The sequence below is a fragment of the Ursidibacter sp. B-7004-1 genome (assembly GCF_053654055.1).
Genome location: NZ_JBSIUP010000027.1, coordinates 15,639 through 33,517, shown reverse-complemented (window position 1 = coordinate 33,517; position 17,879 = coordinate 15,639). Strand labels below are relative to the sequence as shown.

Here is a 17,879-nt window from a genome sequence, read left to right as displayed (position 1 = left end):
AAAATCAATCATCAACAAGTGCCCACACAGATTGTCTGATACGTTGTTAAAGAGCAAAAAAGAACGACGCACCGCATAACTTAATTCGTTCACAACAGTGCGTCGTTGTGTGGTGCGCATTATAGGGAAATCCGAAGATAACGCAAGTGTTTTTTCAGAAAAAATTGCAAAAAATCGGAAAAAACTGACCGCTTGATGAAAAACAAAGCAAAACAGATAAAATTTCATCTCATTATGAGCATATTTACTTCCCATTTCACAAAATGTGATCAATCTCACAAAATTCATTCTGTCTTCTTTACGAAGTTACTGCTATGATTGACAAGTTTTTCATTACATATATTAAGGAAGTTTTATGAATCAATTAGATGCTTTACGCAAAATGACAGTTGTAGTTGCCGATACTGGCGATATTGATGCAATCAAACTATATCAACCAGAAGATGCAACAACCAACCCATCTTTAATCTTAAGTGCTTCTGCATTACCACAATATGCTCCACTAATTGATGAAGCTGTTGCTTATGCGAAATCTCAAAGCAATGACAAAGCTCAACAACTTATTGATGCAGAAGACAAATTAGCGGTTAATATCGGTTTAGAAATCTTAAAAGTAGTAAAAGGACGTATTTCTACCGAAGTAGATGCTCGTTACTCTTACGATACAGAGAAAACAATCGCCAAAGCACGCAAGTTAATTGCGTTATATAACGAAGCAGGTATCAGTAACGATCGTATCTTGATTAAGATTGCATCAACTTGGCAAGGTATTAAAGCAGCAGAGCAACTAGAAAAAGAAGGTATTAACTGTAACTTAACCTTATTATTCTCACAAGCACAGGCTAGAGCTTGCGCAGAAGCTGGAGTTTATCTCATTTCACCATTTGTAGGACGTATTTTAGACTGGTACAAAGCTAATTCAGATAAAAAAGAGTATGCACCTGCTGAAGACCCAGGTGTGATTTCTGTTACTTCTATTTATAATTATTATAAAGAATATGGCTATAACACAGTAGTAATGGGTGCAAGTTTCCGTAACGCTGGTGAAATCACTGAACTTGCAGGTTGCGATCGCTTAACGATTGCACCAACGTTATTAAAAGAACTCCAAGAAAGCAACCAACCATTAGTTCGCAAACTAGCATTTAACGGTGAAGTAAAAGCAAGACCAGAAAAAATGACTGAAGCTGAATTCTATTGGGAACATAATTCTGATGCGATGGCTGTTGAGAAGTTGGCAGAAGGTATTCGTAAATTTGCTATCGACCAAGAAAAATTAGAAAAAATGCTTGTAGAGAAACTCTAGGTTTATTTAATTATAAGGCTGAATTTAATTAACATCTAAATTCAGCTTTTTTATACCTAGTCAGGGTATAACCATATTAAGATCAAGAATTTCTGTGAATTGATAGCCAAAATCTCTTCAAACAGGTAAAATAGCTGCCATTTTTATTACATAGAGCTATTGTCTTTATATTTTTATTTAACTAATTGATTTACCTAATTATTTTCAAATGACGCAAAAACTACATATTACCACTTGGGGCTGCCAGATGAATGAATATGATTCATCAAAGATGGCAGACTTACTAAATAGTACTCATGGTTTTGAATTAACAGAAAACCCTGAAGATGCAGATGTTTTACTGCTTAACACTTGTTCTATTCGTGAAAAAGCTCAAGAAAAAGTATTCTCTCAGCTTGGACGTTGGAAAAGCTGGAAAAATACCAAGCCGAATTTAATTATTGGTGTGGGTGGTTGTGTTGCCTCACAAGAAGGTGAACATATTCGCCAACGAGCCCCTTTTGTGGATATTGTTTTCGGGCCACAAACGTTACATCGTTTACCCGAGATGATTAACCAAATTCGTGGTGGTAAAAGTTCTGTTGTGGATATTAGTTTCCCAGAAATAGAGAAATTTGACCGCCTACCTGAGCCACGAGCTGAAGGTCCAACTGCATTTGTTTCAATTATGGAAGGATGTAATAAATACTGCTCTTTCTGTGTCGTGCCTTACACTCGTGGTGAAGAAGTCAGTCGCCCAGTGGACGATATTCTCTTTGAAATTGCACAGCTTGCTGCACAAGGTGTTCGTGAAGTCAATTTGTTAGGGCAAAATGTAAATGCATATCGTGGAGAAACATTTGATGGAGGAATTTGTACTTTTGCCGAATTACTCCGTTTAGTGGCAGCCATTGATGGTATTGATCGTTTACGCTATACCACAAGCCATCCAATTGAATTTACTGATGACATTATTGAAGTGTATCGAGACACCCCAGAATTAGTGAGTTTCTTACATTTACCTATTCAAAGCGGTTCAGATCGTGTATTAACAATGATGAAGCGTAACCATACAGCGTTGGAATATAAAGCAACAATTCGCAAACTTAGACAAGCTCGTCCTGATATTCAAATCAGTTCGGATTTCATTGTCGGTTTTCCAGGAGAAACGGCTCAAGATTTTGAGCAAACAATGAAAGTAATTGAACAAGTTAATTTTGATATGAGCTTTAGTTTTATTTACTCTGCTCGTCCTGGAACACCTGCGGCAGATCTCCCTGATGATGTGAGCGAAGATGAGAAAAAAGAGCGTTTATACCGTTTACAACAACGTATCAATAACCAAGCAATGCAATTTAGTCGCTCAATGTTAGGTACGGAACAACGTATTTTAGTAGAAGGTCCATCAAAAAAAGACCTAATGGAATTAACAGGTCGTACAGAAAACAATCGAATTGTGAATTTCCAAGGCACTCCAGATATGATTGGTAAGTTTGTTGATGTAAAAATTACGAATGTTTATACCAATTCATTGCGTGGTGATGTTGTTCGTACCGAAGATGAAATGGGATTACGCATTGTAGAATCTCCACAAAGTGTTATCAACCGTACTCGTAAAGAAGACGAGCTTGGTGTAGGTAAATTTGTAGTAAATTTATAATTTCAGAAACCCCAAATAGCAAATGGCTAAAATTTTATAGGAATTCTTAGCCATTTATCTATTACTTAAATACTAAAAGAAGAACCGCAACCGCAGGTTGAGCTAGCATTCGGATTATTCACGATAAAACGCGAGCCTTCCAACCCTTCTACATAATCGACAGTACCGCCGATTAAATATTGTAAACTCATCGGATCGACTACTAGCCCCACACTTAGATTTTCGATAGTCAAATCACCATCATTGATTTGATCATCAAAAGTAAATCCATACTGAAATCCACTACATCCCCCACCAGTGATGTAAACACGTAAACGCAGATTTGGATTTTCTTCCCCTTCAATTAAACTTTTCACTTTTCTCGCCGCAGCATCAGTGAATGTTAGTGGGACAACGATATCACTCATTTTCTTGTCCTAAATCAAAATTTATAGTTATTTTGATATTATCTAATAATTCTACTAGAACGGCAACTAGAGAGTAAAACTAATCCATTGGTGGAATGCTAATTTTTAGGTATAATTAAAAGCTATTTTTTATAATAAACTTTGCTTAATGGGCGATGGTAGTATGGTAAACCTTAAACAGCTCTTTACTTTTGATGAATTGTTAAAGCAATTAATCATCAGAGATGTAAAACTTAAATATAGACGTAGTTATTTAGGATATCTATGGAGTATCTTGAACCCATTGATGTTAATGGTTGTTTTAGTTATTGTTTTTTCTAATTTATTTAGATTTGACATACCGAACTTCCCTCTTTACCTTATTTCAGGGCAAGTTATCTTTAATTTTATGGTAGAAGCAACTAATATGTCTGTCGGCTCTATTACAGGTAACGCATCGCTACTGAAGAAAACCTATGTACCTAAATATATTTTTACGTTATCTAAAGTCGGCAGCTCCGTTGTTAATCTAGTGTTTTCTTTAGGGGCATTATTACTTGTAATGTTATTCACAGGGGCAACATTTTCTTGGAATTTGCTCTTCTTTCCAGCGATACTACTACAATTATTAATATTTTCTCTAGGTATCAGTTTATTTCTAGCAGCAGCCACTGTCTTTTTTAGAGATATACAATACTTATGGGGAGTATTTGTTTCAATGTGGATGTATTTAACTCCCATTTTTTATCCTGTCTCGATTATTCCTGAGGAATATCAAGCACTTTATCAGACAGCAAACCCAATGTATTGGTATATAGAACAATTTAGAGATATTGTACTTTATGCTCAATTTCCCAATACACAATCTATTTTAATGGGGTTCGGTCTAGCATTTATTGTTTTAATTTTAGGTGCTTGTTATTTTAATAAGAAACAGAATGAGTTTATTTTATATATATGATGAAAGAAGATGTAGTTATTAAAGTAACAGATGCAACTGTTAGATTTAATAAAGCAACAGAAAACTATAATGGCTTAAAAGAGTATGTGATTAAAATGCTCAAAGGCGAATTAATGTTTCAAGAATTCTTAGCATTACAAAATATTAATTTTGAAGTAAGAAAAGGGGAATCTTGGGGATTAATTGGTAAAAATGGCTCAGGTAAATCCACATTACTCAAACTAATATGCGGTATTTTAAAACCTTACAAAGGCTCTGTGGAAGTTAAGGGTAATATTGCCCCTTTAATTGAGCTTGGGGCGGGCTTTGATGGTGAATTAACCGCTAGAGAAAACATTTTTCTAAATGGAGCATTGTTAGGGCATAAAAAAGCATTTATGCAACAGCATTTTGATGAAATTATTGAATTTGCTGAATTACAAGATTTCGTTGATGTGCCACTAAAAAATTTTTCATCAGGAATGTCTGCCCGCTTAGGATTTGCTGTTGCCACTATTGTTAAACCTGAAATTTTAATTGTGGATGAAGTACTTGCAGTAGGTGATGCCGCTTTCCAAGAGAAATGTAAGCAAAGAATGGCGAAAATGTTAGAAGGTGGCACGACACTACTCTTTGTTTCGCATTCTATCGATCAAGTAAAAGAGCTTTGCAAAAATGCTATTTGGATTGATAAAGGCACAGTAAAGGCTTGTGGAAAAGCAGAAGATGTTATTCCTCTATATGACTTATAACAATGAGAGATGAATGATATGGTGTTAATTACTAAAGAGCAAAGTAATTTTATTAAAGGAATTGCAATTTGCTTAATGCTATTTCATCATCTATTTACATATTCCGAACGCTTTCCGAGCCAGGTTGAAATTATTTGGTTAAGTAATTCATTTCATTATGAAAGATATTTAGGGGAAGTCGGAAAATATTGTATACCATTGTTCTTATTTATTAGTGGATATGGTTTTGCAAATAATAAGAAGGAAAGGGCAAACCAAAAATATTATTTGAATAAAATATATCTTTTTTTTATAGCGTATTGGCTGGTTTTTTCTATATTTATTCCACTGTCTTATTTTTTTTCATCTCATGCGTTTGTTACGTTAAATGCTAAAGAGTTTATGCTGAATTTCTTAGGAGTCAGTGATTCTTTTAATAGAGAATGGTGGTTTGTATCTTTATACTTAGTTATGTTATCTATAACTCCATTGCTATTTATTATGAGAAATCAGCTTTTGCCAGTGTTTGCTATTTCAGGATTGCTATATGGGCTAAGTTTTGATAATCCTAAAATGTATAATATATTATTCTGGCAGCCTGCATATGTATTGGGATTCTATGTCGGAATAAATAGAGAATATATGTTAAAAATTTATAATAATACTCATTATAGATTTTGGTTATCTATTAGTTCCGCTGCCTTTTTAATACTGGGATTATTATGGAGAGATTGGGATTGTATGCCATTCTTTGTAATATTTTTTGTATTATGGATTAGAATTATTTTTGGGTTTTCTCCACCTATATTAAGAAGATTGATAGAACACATTGGATGTAATAGTTTATTTATTTGGCTAACACATTCATTTTATTGTTATCATTTTGCAAAAGAATTTATTTATTCTCCTAGATATACAATGTTAATATTTATAAATTTGCTTGTTGTTTCTTATTTGTCGGCATTAATATTGAATTATATTTATGTGAATATTATTTGTAAGCTAAAAGCTAAAGGTCTTATTTTTAAGGAAATCTAATGGATAAAAAACCTATAATTAGTATTGTTGTTGCAGCATATGGTGTTGTAGAGTATTTGTCAGAAGCTATTGACTCCGTCATTTCTAATGAAAATTGGGATGAATATAGTGAATTGATCATTGTGAATGATGGTTCAACTGATGGAACAACATCGTTATTAAAAGAATATAAAGAAAAAATTAACTCTAGACGTTTCGTTGTTATTAATCAGGAAAATGCTGGTCTAAGTGCTGCTAGAAATTCAGGCTTAGCTGTAGCGACAGGTGAATATGTTTCTTTCCTTGATGGTGATGATTTCATTGTAGAAAATGGATTGAAATATGTTAAATATTGCTTAGAAGAAAACAAACCAGATTGTTTAATTGTTGACTTTAATTATTATTGGGATGATCTCGGTATACATGAGACCCATAAATATAAAGGACTTAAACAGAGAAAGTTATTAAATGTAATTGAAGATAACGTATTATCTGCAGTTTATCATAATATGCAGGTATATGCGTGGCGTCATATTTTTAAACGAAATATTTTAGAAAAACGCCTAAGTCCAATTGGGTATAATTATGAAGATATTCGAACAGTACCATTACATATTAATGAGTGTGAAACAGTTTATTATCTTCCGATAAAATATATTCAATATAGGCAACGCTTTGGTAGCATTATGAGTGTTAAGAATATTAAGAATATTTTAGATCTATCTTCTTCTCTAAGAACAGTAACAGATGAATTGAAGCAGCTTTATCCAGCTATGCCAAAAGATATAGCTTTAGAGCATTCTATCTTTAATTTATATATTTTCACATGGTCTTGCGGAGATACTTTATCTAATCATGAGTTAAAGCCTGAAGAATTATATCCTAAGTTTGTAGAAAATTTTGACTACTCTAATTTAGTTGAGTTTTCTCTTTTAAAATCCACAATGCAAAGAGATCCTAAAAATTGGCGAAAATTTATTGTATTTTATAAATACCCAAAACTTTTTTATTTAGCTTTCTATCTACGCCATAATTTTAATAAAATATATAAACTTTTAAATAAAGTGCGAGAACTGGTTTATAAAACGTAATATGAAATTTCTCCTAGTCGGTGCAGGCTTTTCAAATGCCGTTATTGCTCGTGAGCTTGCAGAGCAAGGTTACCAAGTAACCATTATCGATCAACGTTCTCATGTGGCGGGTAACTGCCACTCTGAGCGTGATGCAGAAACAAACGTGATGGTACATATTTATGGACCGCATATTTTCCATACTGATAATGAACGTGTATGGAATTATGTAAATCAATTTGGTGAATGGATGCCATTTGTAAACCGAGTGAAAACAATTAGCCAAGGGGCAGTTTATTCACTGCCGATTAACTTACATACGATTAACCAGTTCTTTGGTAAAACTTGTTCACCAAGTGAGGCAAAAGCATTAATTGAAAGCCAAGCAGATTTATCAATTACTGATCCACAAACTTTTGAAGAACAAGCAATGCGTTTTGTCGGTAAAGATTTATATAAAGCATTTTTCTACGGCTATACTAAAAAGCAATGGGGTGTAGAGCCAAAAGAATTGCCGGCAAGCATTTTAAAACGTTTGCCAGTACGTTTTAACTATGACGACAATTACTTCGCTCACAAATTCCAAGGTATGCCAAAAGATGGTTATACCGTAATTGTGGAAAATATTTTAAACCATGAAAATATTGAAGTGCGTTTAAATACGCCGTTTGTAGAATCAATGAAAGCTGAGTTTGAGCATATTTTCTGGTCAGGACCGTTAGATACCTATTTTGGTTTTGAGTTAGGTCGTTTGGGTTATCGTACCTTAGATTTTGAAGCCTTTATCGCAGAAGGTGATTATCAAGGTAATGCCGTAATCAATTATGGTGATGAAGAAGTGCCTTATACTCGAATTTCAGAACATAAACATTTTGCCCCTTGGGAAAATCACGAAAAGACGATTTGTTATCGTGAATTTAGCCGTCTATGTGAAGAACAGGATATTCCTTATTACCCAATTCGCTTGGTAAAAGATAAAGCCTTATTACAACAATATGTTGAAAAGGCAAATAAAGAAACGCAAGTAACTTTCGTTGGACGTTTGGGAACATATCGTTATTTAGATATGGATGTAACCATCAAAGAAGCCCTTGAAGTTGCTGATTCAGTTAAGATAGCCCTTGAAAGCGGTAACATATTAAAGCCATTTTACATACATATGGATATGTAAATTTTTCTAAACATTAGACCGCTTGTGATTTAGGTTGTAAGCGGTTTTATTATAGGTTAGATAAGCTATGATTGAGAAAATAGAACGTCTTATTAGAGAAATTAATAAACTACATTTAGCTTTTTCTCAGGATTATTTTGAAACAGGAAAAATTGAGAAAGTAAATCTGAAACATACCTTTGCAAAGGTGCCTACAGAGCATATATTGGCATACCGTTTGAATTTGCACGAATCCATCAATGATTACTTATTTCGTGCAGATTTATATGACGTTCCCTATTTTTATCGCGTAAAAGCTTCGGAATCTATTTTAGATAAAATTGAGCGGTTTAAACAGCGTAGCGAAGGTTATCCTGTAAACAGTATTTTAAATGATATTTTTGGTGCGCGAATTATTGTATCGAGTGAAGATATTGAACAAGTAATGGCATTAATTGATTCTTGGCACGAGAAATATGGATTAAAAAATTGGTATTTGAGAGATAAAGATGAGTATGTCGGTATTCATATTTATTTTAAAAATGTGAGTAACTTTTATTATCCTTGGGAATTACAAATTTGGGATAGAAAAGATGCTGAAAAGAATATTCAAAGCCACATTAAATGTAAACGTAATTTTGTGAATAAGATTAATGACTAACTCAATCTGTGCTGTTGTGGTAACGTATAACCGCAAAGAATTATTATTAAAGTGCTTAAATGCATTACAGAATCAGACTTACCCATTAGATCATATTGTTGTTGTGAATAATGCAAGTTCAGATGGTACAATATATTTCTTAAATGAAAATGGTTGGCGTGATAACGATCATTTTACAATAATAGATCTACCAGAGAATCAAGGCGGTGCTGGTGGATTCTATGTTGGTATTGAGTTTGCCTGTCAGCACAATTTTGACTATATTTGGTTAATGGATGATGACGGTTTACCTGAAAAAAATAGTTTATCCGCATTAATACCATATATAAATACTGATGTTTATATTGGACCAATCGTTTTAAATATTCATAATAGTGATGAACTTACATTTACACTACGTTTGCCTAAAAGTAGCACAATATTATCAACAATAGATGATGTTAATAAGAATACTATAAATAATATCATTCCTGATATTGTAATGCCATTTAATGGTATTTTATTCTCGCGAAAAATGGTGTCAAAAATAGGACTACCAAAAAAAGAATATTTTATTTGGGGAGATGATATGGAATATACTTGGCGTGCTAGAAAAGAAGGCTATAAAATTTTTACTGTTGTAGAATCTATTTTCTTTCATCCAAAAGAATTAACATTAGGTACTCCAATGTTTTTTAATTTAATGAATTTTAATGATACAGATTCAAAATTAAAACTTTATTGTATGTCTCGTAATAATTTTAGAAATCTTGTTGATTATAAAGGTAGCGGTATAGCTATACTTTTTGTAATTAAACTTTGTTGGTTTTTCCTATTTACTAAACCTAATTTATCTAAATTAAAAGTTGGATTGAAAGGTATCTGGCATGGTTTAAAAGGTGATTTTTCGCATCATAGAGAATATTTATAGTATATGAATGAAGTTAAAATTATCATTGCAACACATAAAGTATATCAATTTCCTTTAGAAGGTTACTATCAACCAATTTATGTGGGTAGTGAGTTGCGAAACGATAAATTAGACATTCTAAGTGATAATACAGGAGATAATATTTCGATTAAGAACTCATCATTTTGTGAATTAACTGCATTGTATTGGGCTTGGAAGAACCATTTTTTTGATGATGTAGATTACATCGGGCTTGTTCATTATCGCCGATATTTTAAAGGAAAGGAGATTAATTTCAACGGTATAAAAATAGCTTCTGACAATGAATTAATCTCTCATCTAAAAAATTATGATTGTATTGTTCCTAAAAAGAGAAATTATTATATAGAAACAATATATAGCCATTACAAAAACGCCCATTTTATTAAAGATATTGAGATAACAAGAGATCTTATTTCAGAAAAATATTCTAGTTATCTCCCTTACTTTGATATTGTAATGAATGGAAAGAAATTACATCTCTATAATATGTTTGTTATGAATAAAGAAAATGCAAAAGCTTATTGTGAGTGGTTATTTCCTATATTGTTTGAGTTGGAAAATAAAATTGATATTACTTCATATAATATATATCAAAAAAGAGTTTTTGGATTTATTGCAGAAAGGCTATTTAATGTATGGATATTGAGAAATAATATTTCTATAAAAGAAGTTAATGTTGTTAATATAGAAAGAGAAAATTGGCTAAATAAAATATACTATTTTTTAAAAAGAAAATTAATAGGTAAATCAAAATGAATAACCAATTGTTGTGTAAATATATTCTAGCTATTAGTGATCTTTTCTTATGTTTACTTTCACTCCCAATATCAATTCTAATATTAGATGGCGTAACTGGTGATCTGAACAGATATCTTCCAGAGGATCAGCTCTTTGAGAGAGCTTTGCTACACCTATCATTAAGTATTGTCTGTATAATATGGTATTGGATAAGGCTCAGACACTATACATACCGCAAACCATTTTGGTTTGAATTGAAAGAAATTCTAAGAACGTTAATTATTATTTCTATTATTGATCTTGCCTGTTTAGCATTCTCCAAACTCTATTTCTCTCGTTATTTGTGGGTAATAACGTGGGGTATCGCTTTGATTATTGTTCCTTTAGGTCGGATATTATTAAAGAAATTATTAATTAAATTAGGGTTGTATTTAAAGAATACAGTTATTATTGGTGGTGGCAGTAATGCCCTAGATGCCTATAAAGCACTGAGTAGTGAAACTTATTTGGGTTTCAAGATTAAATATTTTATTGCAGATAATCCGATTGATGAAATAATCAAATTAGGTATTCCTATTATAAAAGAAACTCGTCAAAGCATTTGGGAATTAGTAACCAATAAGTCAGATCAATTTATTTTAGCATTAGAAGATGAACAAAATATACAAAGAGATAATTGGTTAAGAACGTTATCTAAGAAATTCTATCGTTCAGTCTCAGTTATTCCTACACTAAGAGGATTACCCCTTTATAGTACTGATATGTCTTTTATTTTTAGTTATGATGTTATTTTATTAAGAATCAATAATAATCTTGCTAAGAGATCATCACGATTAATTAAAAGGATAATGGATATTTCCTGTTCATTATTGCTAATTTTATTATTATCTCCCTTGCTTATCTACATTTATTGTAGAGTATCACAAGATGGAGGGAATGTAATTTATAAACATACTAGGATTGGTAAAAATGGTAAACCATTTGAATGTTTTAAATTTCGTTCAATGGTTATTAACTCAGATCAAGTTTTATCTGAATTACTTAAAAATAATCCTAAAGCAAAAATAGAATGGGAGAAGGATTTTAAATTAAAGAATGATCCTAGAATAACCTCAATAGGTAAATTCTTAAGGAAGACAAGTTTAGATGAGTTACCTCAATTATTTAATGTGCTTATAGGACAAATGAGCCTAGTAGGTCCACGTCCGATTGTTGAAGAAGAATTATCTAGATATAAAGATGATGTAGATTATTATCTAATGGCGAAACCAGGTATGACAGGTTTGTGGCAGATTAGTGGGCGTAATAATATTGATTATGATACTAGAGTTTACTTTGATTCTTGGTATGTGAAAAATTGGTCTTTATGGAACGATATCGCAATTTTATGTAAAACATTTAAAGTTGTATGGAAAAAGAACGGTGCTTATTAACATAATTAGTTACAAAATGGTGGACTAAAGTCCACCTTATAACAAATATCTACTATTTTTGTAGTGATTTTATTGCTCCATATAATATCACTACACTTACAAAATAAAATACAGCTCCCGAGTTATGAGCCAAAAATGTTTGGCTAGTAAAGAAAAATACCGTTGATATAATATGAATAATTCCTAATAGAGCAATTATTTTTATTTCTAGGCTAGTATTTCTTATAGCACTGATGAAATATACCAATGGAATTAAAATAACAGCCAAAAGCCCTAATAAACCTAACACTCCTCTTTTTACCGTTGTATCTAAATATTGATTGTGTGCATCATTAAATTTTAGCGTACCTTCTGCAATAATATTTTGTTCTAATTGTGATCTTTTAAGTTCAATATAACCATTTTTTCCCCAACCTAATAGCGGCTTTTGTTGAATACCTAAAACAGCACTATTCCACATATCAAATCTTGCTCCTAATGATGATGTGCGTTCGTGATGTTCAAAATAATTGATGATTTCTGCCTGTGCAATTTGAATACGGTTGAGTACATTTGTTTTAGGGCTAATAACGATCCCTGAAATAAGAATAGATAGCACAAATGTAATTACCAATGTAAGTTTTTTATTGAGATGTTTATAGGAAAAGAAAAGTATAATCGCAAAAATAGCAGGTAAACCAACCCAGCCGCCACGAGCCCCTGAAAAAGCACTTGCTAACATACCAAGGCTCGCACAAATAAAGCAGATCAACATCAAGTTATACTGTTTCTTTATTCCCCAGTAGATAGAGATCGCCAAGCTCATCATTGCCAATGTAACGGAAATATTTCCTGCTTGAATATGCATATGATCGGGGAATGGCTTTTCTTGCCCTAAAATGAATATTTGGATTATTGCCATAAGGCCGATAATCGCAGATCCCGTTGGAATGGCATAGAGAATGGTGTTTATCCGAATAGGAAAAGTAGAAAATAATAAGATAAGTGGAATAAATAGCAACACTCTGCTTGGGTTATCAATTTCTCTAAAACCATCATTTGTCACAAGCACCGACAATGCAATGGTGCTAAAATAAGCGACAAACGCATAGATAATCTTCTTCGCATCTTGAGAAAGCGAGATTGTCTGTTTTTCATAAAATAGTCGATATAACACAAAAAATAGCGCTACGGCAGCAAGAACCATTGCGGTATAGTTATAACTTTTTTGTGAAATAAGTAATGTGGTATAAAACAGAAAAACGAGAATATTTATTACTGATGTAAATGAAACCTTATTGTATTTAATCAATGATGAGAACATTTTTATGCCTATATGAGAGAAATTTAAACGGCATTTTATACCACCTAATCGAAATTCTCTAATTCATCTTACATAACATTGAGTAAATAGCATTTTTAACTAACAGGAAAACTGATGAAAACTATTTTCGTAACAGGCGGTGCGGGCTTTATTGGTTCAGCGTTAATTCGCTATCTAATTGAGCAAACGGAGCATAACGTAGTAAACATTGATAAGCTGACTTATGCAGGGAATTTAGCTTCCTTAGCCACAGTAAGCGATAGCCCTCGTTATCATTTTGAGCAGGTGGATATTGTTGAAAGCGGTCAGATTTCTTCCCTTTTTTGCAAATATCAGCCAGATGCGGTTTTTCATCTTGCCGCAGAGAGCCACGTTGATCGTTCAATTGACAGTGCGAAAGCCTTTATTGATAGCAATATTGTTGGGACTTTCACGCTATTAGAATGTAGTCGCCATTATTTCCAACAGCTAAATAAAGCGAAAAGAAGCCAATTTCGTTTTATCCATATTTCAACCGATGAAGTATTTGGCGATTTGGACGATAATCCAGCCAGTTTTACAGAACAGACAGCTTATGCCCCAAGTAGCCCCTACTCTGCATCAAAAGCAGCGAGCGATCATTTAGTTCGAGCGTGGCATCGAACTTACGGGCTACCTACCATTATTACTAACTGTTCAAACAATTACGGTTATTATCATTATCCTGAAAAGTTAATTCCATTAGTGATTTTAAATGCGTTACACGCCAAGCCTTTGCCGATTTATGGCAAGGGAGATCAAATTCGTGATTGGTTATTTGTTGATGATCACGTTAAAGCACTTTATCAGGTGTTTATCTCAGGAAAGATTGGGGAAAATTACAACATTGGCGGAAACAATGAAAAACGGAATATTGATGTCGTACAAGCGGTCTGTTCGTTGCTCAATTTTGCAAAAAAACAAGGGAAACTAACCGTTTACCAAGAGTACATTGCCGACATTGATGATTTTAATCAGTTGATTACGTTTGTTACAGATCGAGCAGGACACGACAAGCGTTATGCAATAGATGCAAGCAAAATTCAGCAGGAACTAGACTGGAAACCCGAAGAAACCTTTGAGACAGGTTTAGCCAAAACAGTGGATTGGTATATTCAAAACCCACAATGGTGGCAGCTGCTATTCAACAACTCTTAATTACTAAAGAAAACATAGCTATTCAGATTATTGACAAAGTTTTTTCATTCGGACGCACTCAGCCCCCTACAAATAAAACCATAACCAATTGAAAAATAACAAACTTTATTATGTAGAGAAGCCACAATTTACGGTTATGCTTGGTGGTAAAATAATACATTTTTATTTTACCGATTTACAGTTGAGTAAGAAAAAAGGAACGCCACTCTTGGCGTTCGTTTATTAAGCACAACAAACTGAAGTTTGTTTGTCAGTAGTCTGACTTAAGATAACTCGTTAAATAGCTTCCCACTAGTCGATAGCAGGGGTGTAGTTACCCTGTACAATAGCATCTTTAATACGCTCTGCCTCACTCAATACTTGTTCAAGTAGGGCTTTAACATTATCTAAAGTTGCGATTGGGCTGAGTGTCGTCATTTTCAACGACTGTACGTTGCCGACTTTGGTTACCCCAATGTTTGCTTCACCTCGAGCAAAAAGTTCATCAGCAACATTTTGGTTGAGTGCATCAATAAATTCCACTGGATAGCCAGTTGGTTTAACTCGGAATAAGACTGATGCAAATTGTGGCTCAACGAGTAACTCTAAGCCTTCTGTGGTATTGATATAAGCGGCAACATCACGCGTTAATTTTACACCGTGATCGATCATTGAGGCGTATAACTCTTCACCTAAAGCCTCAACCGTAAACCATAATTTTAACGCATCAAAACGGCGGGTCGTTTGTAGCGATTTTGCCACTAAATTTGGTACACCGTGTTCTTCATCGTATTCTGAATTGAGATAATCAGCCTTGTAATCAATATAGCGATATTCTGCTTCATCCTTCAGTAAGAATGCCCCACAAGAGATGGTTTGGAAGAAATGCTTGTGGAAATCAAGGGTTACTGAGTCAGTTAATTCAATACCGTCTAACCAATTACGATATTCATTAGAGAGTAATAATGCACCACCCCAAGCGGCATCAACGTGCATCCAAATTCCATATTTGTCGGTAACAGTGCGAATAGCTTTTAATGGATCAATTGCCCCTGCATCAGTTGTCCCTGCAGTTGCCACTACACAAGCAACAATTTTTCCTTGAGCGGTGAGATCCGCAATAGTTTTTTCAAGTGCGGTAACGTCCATTTGTGCGTTGGCATTACAAGGTACAGTAACAACAGATTGGAAACCCATTCCCATCATTGCCATATTTTTTTGTACCGAGAAGTGTGCATTTTCAGAACAGATCACTTTCACTTTTTGCATTGCTTCTGCAGGAATACCATCTCGTTGTACAGACCATTCGCTACCGTCACTGTTCTTCCAGTTTTTAGCAATACACGCATCACGAGCTAATAACACACCCATTAAGTTAGATTGTGTTCCCCCTGATGTGAATACACCCGCTTGTCCTTTACCGTAGCCAACTTTTTCACGCAACCATTCAATAAGCTGAACTTCCATTAGTGAACCTGCTGGGCTTTGATCCCAAGAGTCCATTGACTGATTGGTGGCGTTAATCAGTACTTCAGCAATTTGGCTAGTTACCATTGTCGGGCAGTGTAAGTGAGCCAGTGAGTGTGGGTGATGTACCTTTAAACTCTTATTTAAGAATAATTCAACTAAGCGGTTAAGGGATTGTTCAACACCTAAGCCTTGTTTAGAAGGTTGGAATGCAATTTCTGAGCGAAGTTGTTTAATACTACCGCCTGTGTACATTTTAGTATTTTGTAGCCAAGAACTGACCGCTTGTACCGCATTTTGCATTGCAGATTGGTAGTCGGCAATAGATTGTGAATCGTTACAGAATAGGGCTTGTTTATGTTTTTCGAGAGTTGTCATTGATTATTTCCTAAAGAGTAAAATTCTGCCCCACTTATTATGGGGCAGAATTTATTGTGTTGGCTTTTTAGCTACGAGTTGCTTTTAGTGCATCTTGTACTGCTTGGGTAAAGCGTTTAATCATCTCTTCACATTCTGCTTGAGTAATGATTAATGGGCAAAGAATACGTACCACATTACCGCCACGTCCGCCACGCTCAAGGAGTAATTTGTGTTTAAAGCAAGCTTTCTGAATTTCAGCAGCTAATACACCATCAGCTGGGTAAGCTCCGATACGATCTTGTGGCTGGCGTTCATCAACAATCTCAATACCGATCATTAAACCTTTACCACGCACGTTACCGATACAACCAAATTGCTGAGCAAGTTTTTTCAACTCTGCTTGTAAGAAATCACCACGCTGTTGTGCATTTTGAGCTAGGTTTTGTTCTCTCATTACTTTCAAAGAAGCATAACCTGTTGCCATTGCTAATTGATTACCACGGAACGTACCTGTGTGTCCTGCTGGTTGCCACGCATCAAACTCTTTTTTGATGGCTAATACTGCTAATGGTAAGCTACCGCCAACGGCTTTAGACATTACTACTACATCAGGCTCAATACCTGCGTGTTCAAAGGCAAACATTTTGCCTGAACGACAGAACCCTGCTTGAACTTCATCTAAAATCAATACAATACCGTGTTTTTTAGTCACTTCACGAATTTTTTGTAGCCATTTCACTGGTGCAGTAACCACGCCACCTTCGCCTTGAATGGCTTCTAAGATAACAGCAGCTGGTTTAACTACACCGCTTTCCACATCTTCAATGAAGTTTTCGAAATAGTAGGTAAGAGCATCTACACCCGCTTCTCCGCCGATGCCTAATGGACAGCGATATTCGTGTGGATATGGCATAAACTGTACGCCAGCCATTAAATTCTGAACGGCATTTTTAGCATTAAGATTACCTGTCATTGATAATGAACCGTGAGTCATTCCGTGATAGCCACCAGAAAATGAAATCACATTACCACGTCCAGTATAGGTTTTCGCTAATTTGATTGCTGCTTCTGTACCGTCTGCACCGCTTGGGCCACAAAATTGTAAACGGTATTCACCTTTTGGGAAGAAAGAGAGTAATTCTTCTGTAAAAGCATCTTTTAACGGTGTGGTTAAATCAAGGGTGTGTAAAGGTAATCCACTGGCTAAGACATCTTGAATTGCTTTGATTACATCAGGGTGGTTATGACCAAGAGCCAAAGTACCAGCCCCTGCCAAACAATCTAAGTATTCGTTTCCTTCAACATCCGTTACCCAACAACCTTGTGCTTTAGCTATCGCTAAAGGTAATTTGCGTGGATAACTGCGAACATTCGACTCCATCTCGTTTTGACGGGTTAAATAATATTCATTGGTCGCTTGGTTGATCGGATTTACAGGCGTGTTTGTCATTTGTTTAATAGACCTTCTATAAGAGGTTAAAAAAATAAGTCGGGTGCCTTGCGGAAAGCCTAAGCTTTCTTATTCTTGAAAATAAGATGCCTTGGGGCATTTGACTCGCTACTTATTAAAAAAAGCGTTTCAGCTTTTTTGT

Annotated in this window: 17 protein-coding genes; 12 read left to right on the top strand and 5 right to left on the bottom strand. The window is 34.3% G+C overall.

The window, feature by feature from the left end; genetic code table 11:
• The coding region (locus tag ACWIW0_RS09265) for a hypothetical protein (protein ID WP_454453080.1) at positions 1 to 288 on the bottom strand (288 nt) is incomplete at its 3' end.
• A gap of 67 nt (positions 289 to 355) precedes the next feature.
• Between ACWIW0_RS09265 and tal the strand changes: the two genes are divergently transcribed.
• Together tal and miaB are read left to right on the top strand one after the other, a co-directional pair.
• Positions 356 to 1,306, top strand: coding sequence for a transaldolase (tal, locus tag ACWIW0_RS09260; RefSeq protein ID WP_454453079.1), 951 nt, complete (start codon positions 356 to 358; stop codon positions 1,304 to 1,306).
• 208 nt (positions 1,307 to 1,514) lie between these two features.
• Positions 1,515 to 2,945, top strand: a complete 1,431-nt coding sequence (gene miaB / locus ACWIW0_RS09255; protein ID WP_157403528.1) for a tRNA (N6-isopentenyl adenosine(37)-C2)-methylthiotransferase MiaB — start codon at positions 1,515 to 1,517, stop codon at positions 2,943 to 2,945.
• A gap of 65 nt (positions 2,946 to 3,010) precedes the next feature.
• On the opposite strand, the gene erpA is transcribed toward miaB, so the two are convergent.
• Entirely contained in the window at positions 3,011 to 3,352 is a 342-nt protein-coding gene (gene erpA / locus ACWIW0_RS09250; RefSeq protein WP_454453078.1) for an iron-sulfur cluster insertion protein ErpA, read from the bottom strand.
• Positions 3,353 to 3,500: 148 nt separating this feature from the next.
• Here erpA and ACWIW0_RS09245 point away from each other — a divergent pair, with 148 nt between their 5' ends.
• From ACWIW0_RS09245 to wbaP, 9 genes are all read left to right on the top strand, one after another.
• On the top strand, positions 3,501 to 4,292 hold the full coding sequence (locus ACWIW0_RS09245) for an ABC transporter permease (RefSeq protein ID WP_454453077.1): 792 nt from the start codon (positions 3,501 to 3,503) through the stop codon (positions 4,290 to 4,292).
• Entirely contained in the window at positions 4,292 to 5,023 is a 732-nt protein-coding gene (locus ACWIW0_RS09240; protein ID WP_454453081.1) for an ABC transporter ATP-binding protein, read from the top strand. Before ACWIW0_RS09245 ends, ACWIW0_RS09240 begins: the two co-directional genes overlap by 1 nt.
• Positions 5,024 to 5,041: 18 nt before the next feature.
• A complete protein-coding gene (locus tag ACWIW0_RS09235; protein ID WP_454453076.1) occupies positions 5,042 to 6,040 on the top strand; it encodes an acyltransferase family protein in 999 nt (332 codons plus the stop codon).
• Positions 6,040 to 7,110, top strand: a complete 1,071-nt coding sequence (locus ACWIW0_RS09230; protein ID WP_454453075.1) for a glycosyltransferase family 2 protein — start codon at positions 6,040 to 6,042, stop codon at positions 7,108 to 7,110. Before ACWIW0_RS09235 ends, ACWIW0_RS09230 begins: the two co-directional genes overlap by 1 nt.
• 1 nt (position 7,111) lies before the next feature.
• Entirely contained in the window at positions 7,112 to 8,260 is a 1,149-nt protein-coding gene (gene glf / locus ACWIW0_RS09225; protein WP_454453074.1) for a UDP-galactopyranose mutase, read from the top strand.
• 67 nt (positions 8,261 to 8,327) lie between these two features.
• Complete coding sequence (locus ACWIW0_RS09220) at positions 8,328 to 8,900, top strand: GTP pyrophosphokinase (protein ID WP_454453073.1); 573 nt, start codon at positions 8,328 to 8,330, stop codon at positions 8,898 to 8,900.
• The gene (locus tag ACWIW0_RS09215; RefSeq protein ID WP_454453072.1) at positions 8,893 to 9,810 is read left to right on the top strand and encodes a glycosyltransferase family 2 protein; all 918 of its coding nucleotides are present in this window, start codon (positions 8,893 to 8,895) and stop codon (positions 9,808 to 9,810) included. Before ACWIW0_RS09220 ends, ACWIW0_RS09215 begins: the two co-directional genes overlap by 8 nt.
• A gap of 3 nt (positions 9,811 to 9,813) precedes the next feature.
• The gene (locus ACWIW0_RS09210) at positions 9,814 to 10,587 is read left to right on the top strand and encodes a DUF4422 domain-containing protein (RefSeq protein WP_454453071.1); all 774 of its coding nucleotides are present in this window, start codon (positions 9,814 to 9,816) and stop codon (positions 10,585 to 10,587) included.
• On the top strand, positions 10,584 to 12,002 hold the full coding sequence (gene wbaP / locus ACWIW0_RS09205; protein ID WP_454453070.1) for an undecaprenyl-phosphate galactose phosphotransferase WbaP: 1,419 nt from the start codon (positions 10,584 to 10,586) through the stop codon (positions 12,000 to 12,002). Before ACWIW0_RS09210 ends, wbaP begins: the two co-directional genes overlap by 4 nt.
• A 52-nt stretch (positions 12,003 to 12,054) precedes the next feature.
• Here the strand turns inward: wbaP and ACWIW0_RS09200 are convergent, their stop codons facing one another.
• Complete coding sequence (locus ACWIW0_RS09200; RefSeq protein WP_454453069.1) at positions 12,055 to 13,305, bottom strand: O-antigen ligase family protein; 1,251 nt, start codon at positions 13,303 to 13,305, stop codon at positions 12,055 to 12,057.
• Positions 13,306 to 13,419: 114 nt separating this feature from the next.
• Here ACWIW0_RS09200 and rfbB point away from each other — a divergent pair, with 114 nt between their 5' ends.
• Positions 13,420 to 14,481, top strand: coding sequence for a dTDP-glucose 4,6-dehydratase (gene rfbB / locus ACWIW0_RS09195; protein WP_454453068.1), 1,062 nt, complete (start codon positions 13,420 to 13,422; stop codon positions 14,479 to 14,481).
• Between the two features lie 291 nt (positions 14,482 to 14,772).
• Here rfbB and ddc read toward each other — a convergent pair whose 3' ends face one another.
• Positions 14,773 to 16,305, bottom strand: coding sequence for an L-2,4-diaminobutyrate decarboxylase (gene ddc / locus ACWIW0_RS09190; RefSeq protein ID WP_454447273.1), 1,533 nt, complete (start codon positions 16,303 to 16,305; stop codon positions 14,773 to 14,775).
• 67 nt (positions 16,306 to 16,372) lie between these two features.
• A complete protein-coding gene (locus tag ACWIW0_RS09185) occupies positions 16,373 to 17,737 on the bottom strand; it encodes a diaminobutyrate--2-oxoglutarate transaminase (RefSeq protein ID WP_454447272.1) in 1,365 nt (454 codons plus the stop codon).
• Positions 17,738 to 17,879 lie beyond the last annotated feature (142 nt).

Coding starts and splice junctions, on each gene's coding strand:
- wbaP (WP_454453070.1), top strand. CDS start 10,584: ATGAATAACCAATTGTTGTGTAAATATATTCTAGCTATTAGTGATCTT.
- ACWIW0_RS09210 (WP_454453071.1), top strand. CDS start 9,814: ATGAATGAAGTTAAAATTATCATTGCAACACATAAAGTATATCAATTT.
- ACWIW0_RS09240 (WP_454453081.1), top strand. CDS start 4,292: ATGAAAGAAGATGTAGTTATTAAAGTAACAGATGCAACTGTTAGATTT.
- ACWIW0_RS09215 (WP_454453072.1), top strand. CDS start 8,893: ATGACTAACTCAATCTGTGCTGTTGTGGTAACGTATAACCGCAAAGAA.
- glf (WP_454453074.1), top strand. CDS start 7,112: ATGAAATTTCTCCTAGTCGGTGCAGGCTTTTCAAATGCCGTTATTGCT.
- ddc (WP_454447273.1), bottom strand. CDS start 16,305: ATGACAACTCTCGAAAAACATAAACAAGCCCTATTCTGTAACGATTCA.
- rfbB (WP_454453068.1), top strand. CDS start 13,420: ATGAAAACTATTTTCGTAACAGGCGGTGCGGGCTTTATTGGTTCAGCG.
- ACWIW0_RS09235 (WP_454453076.1), top strand. CDS start 5,042: ATGGTGTTAATTACTAAAGAGCAAAGTAATTTTATTAAAGGAATTGCA.
- erpA (WP_454453078.1), bottom strand. CDS start 3,352: ATGAGTGATATCGTTGTCCCACTAACATTCACTGATGCTGCGGCGAGA.
- ACWIW0_RS09185 (WP_454447272.1), bottom strand. CDS start 17,737: ATGACAAACACGCCTGTAAATCCGATCAACCAAGCGACCAATGAATAT.
- ACWIW0_RS09230 (WP_454453075.1), top strand. CDS start 6,040: ATGGATAAAAAACCTATAATTAGTATTGTTGTTGCAGCATATGGTGTT.
- ACWIW0_RS09200 (WP_454453069.1), bottom strand. CDS start 13,305: ATGTTCTCATCATTGATTAAATACAATAAGGTTTCATTTACATCAGTA.
- ACWIW0_RS09245 (WP_454453077.1), top strand. CDS start 3,501: ATGGGCGATGGTAGTATGGTAAACCTTAAACAGCTCTTTACTTTTGAT.
- miaB (WP_157403528.1), top strand. CDS start 1,515: ATGACGCAAAAACTACATATTACCACTTGGGGCTGCCAGATGAATGAA.
- ACWIW0_RS09220 (WP_454453073.1), top strand. CDS start 8,328: ATGATTGAGAAAATAGAACGTCTTATTAGAGAAATTAATAAACTACAT.
- tal (WP_454453079.1), top strand. CDS start 356: ATGAATCAATTAGATGCTTTACGCAAAATGACAGTTGTAGTTGCCGAT.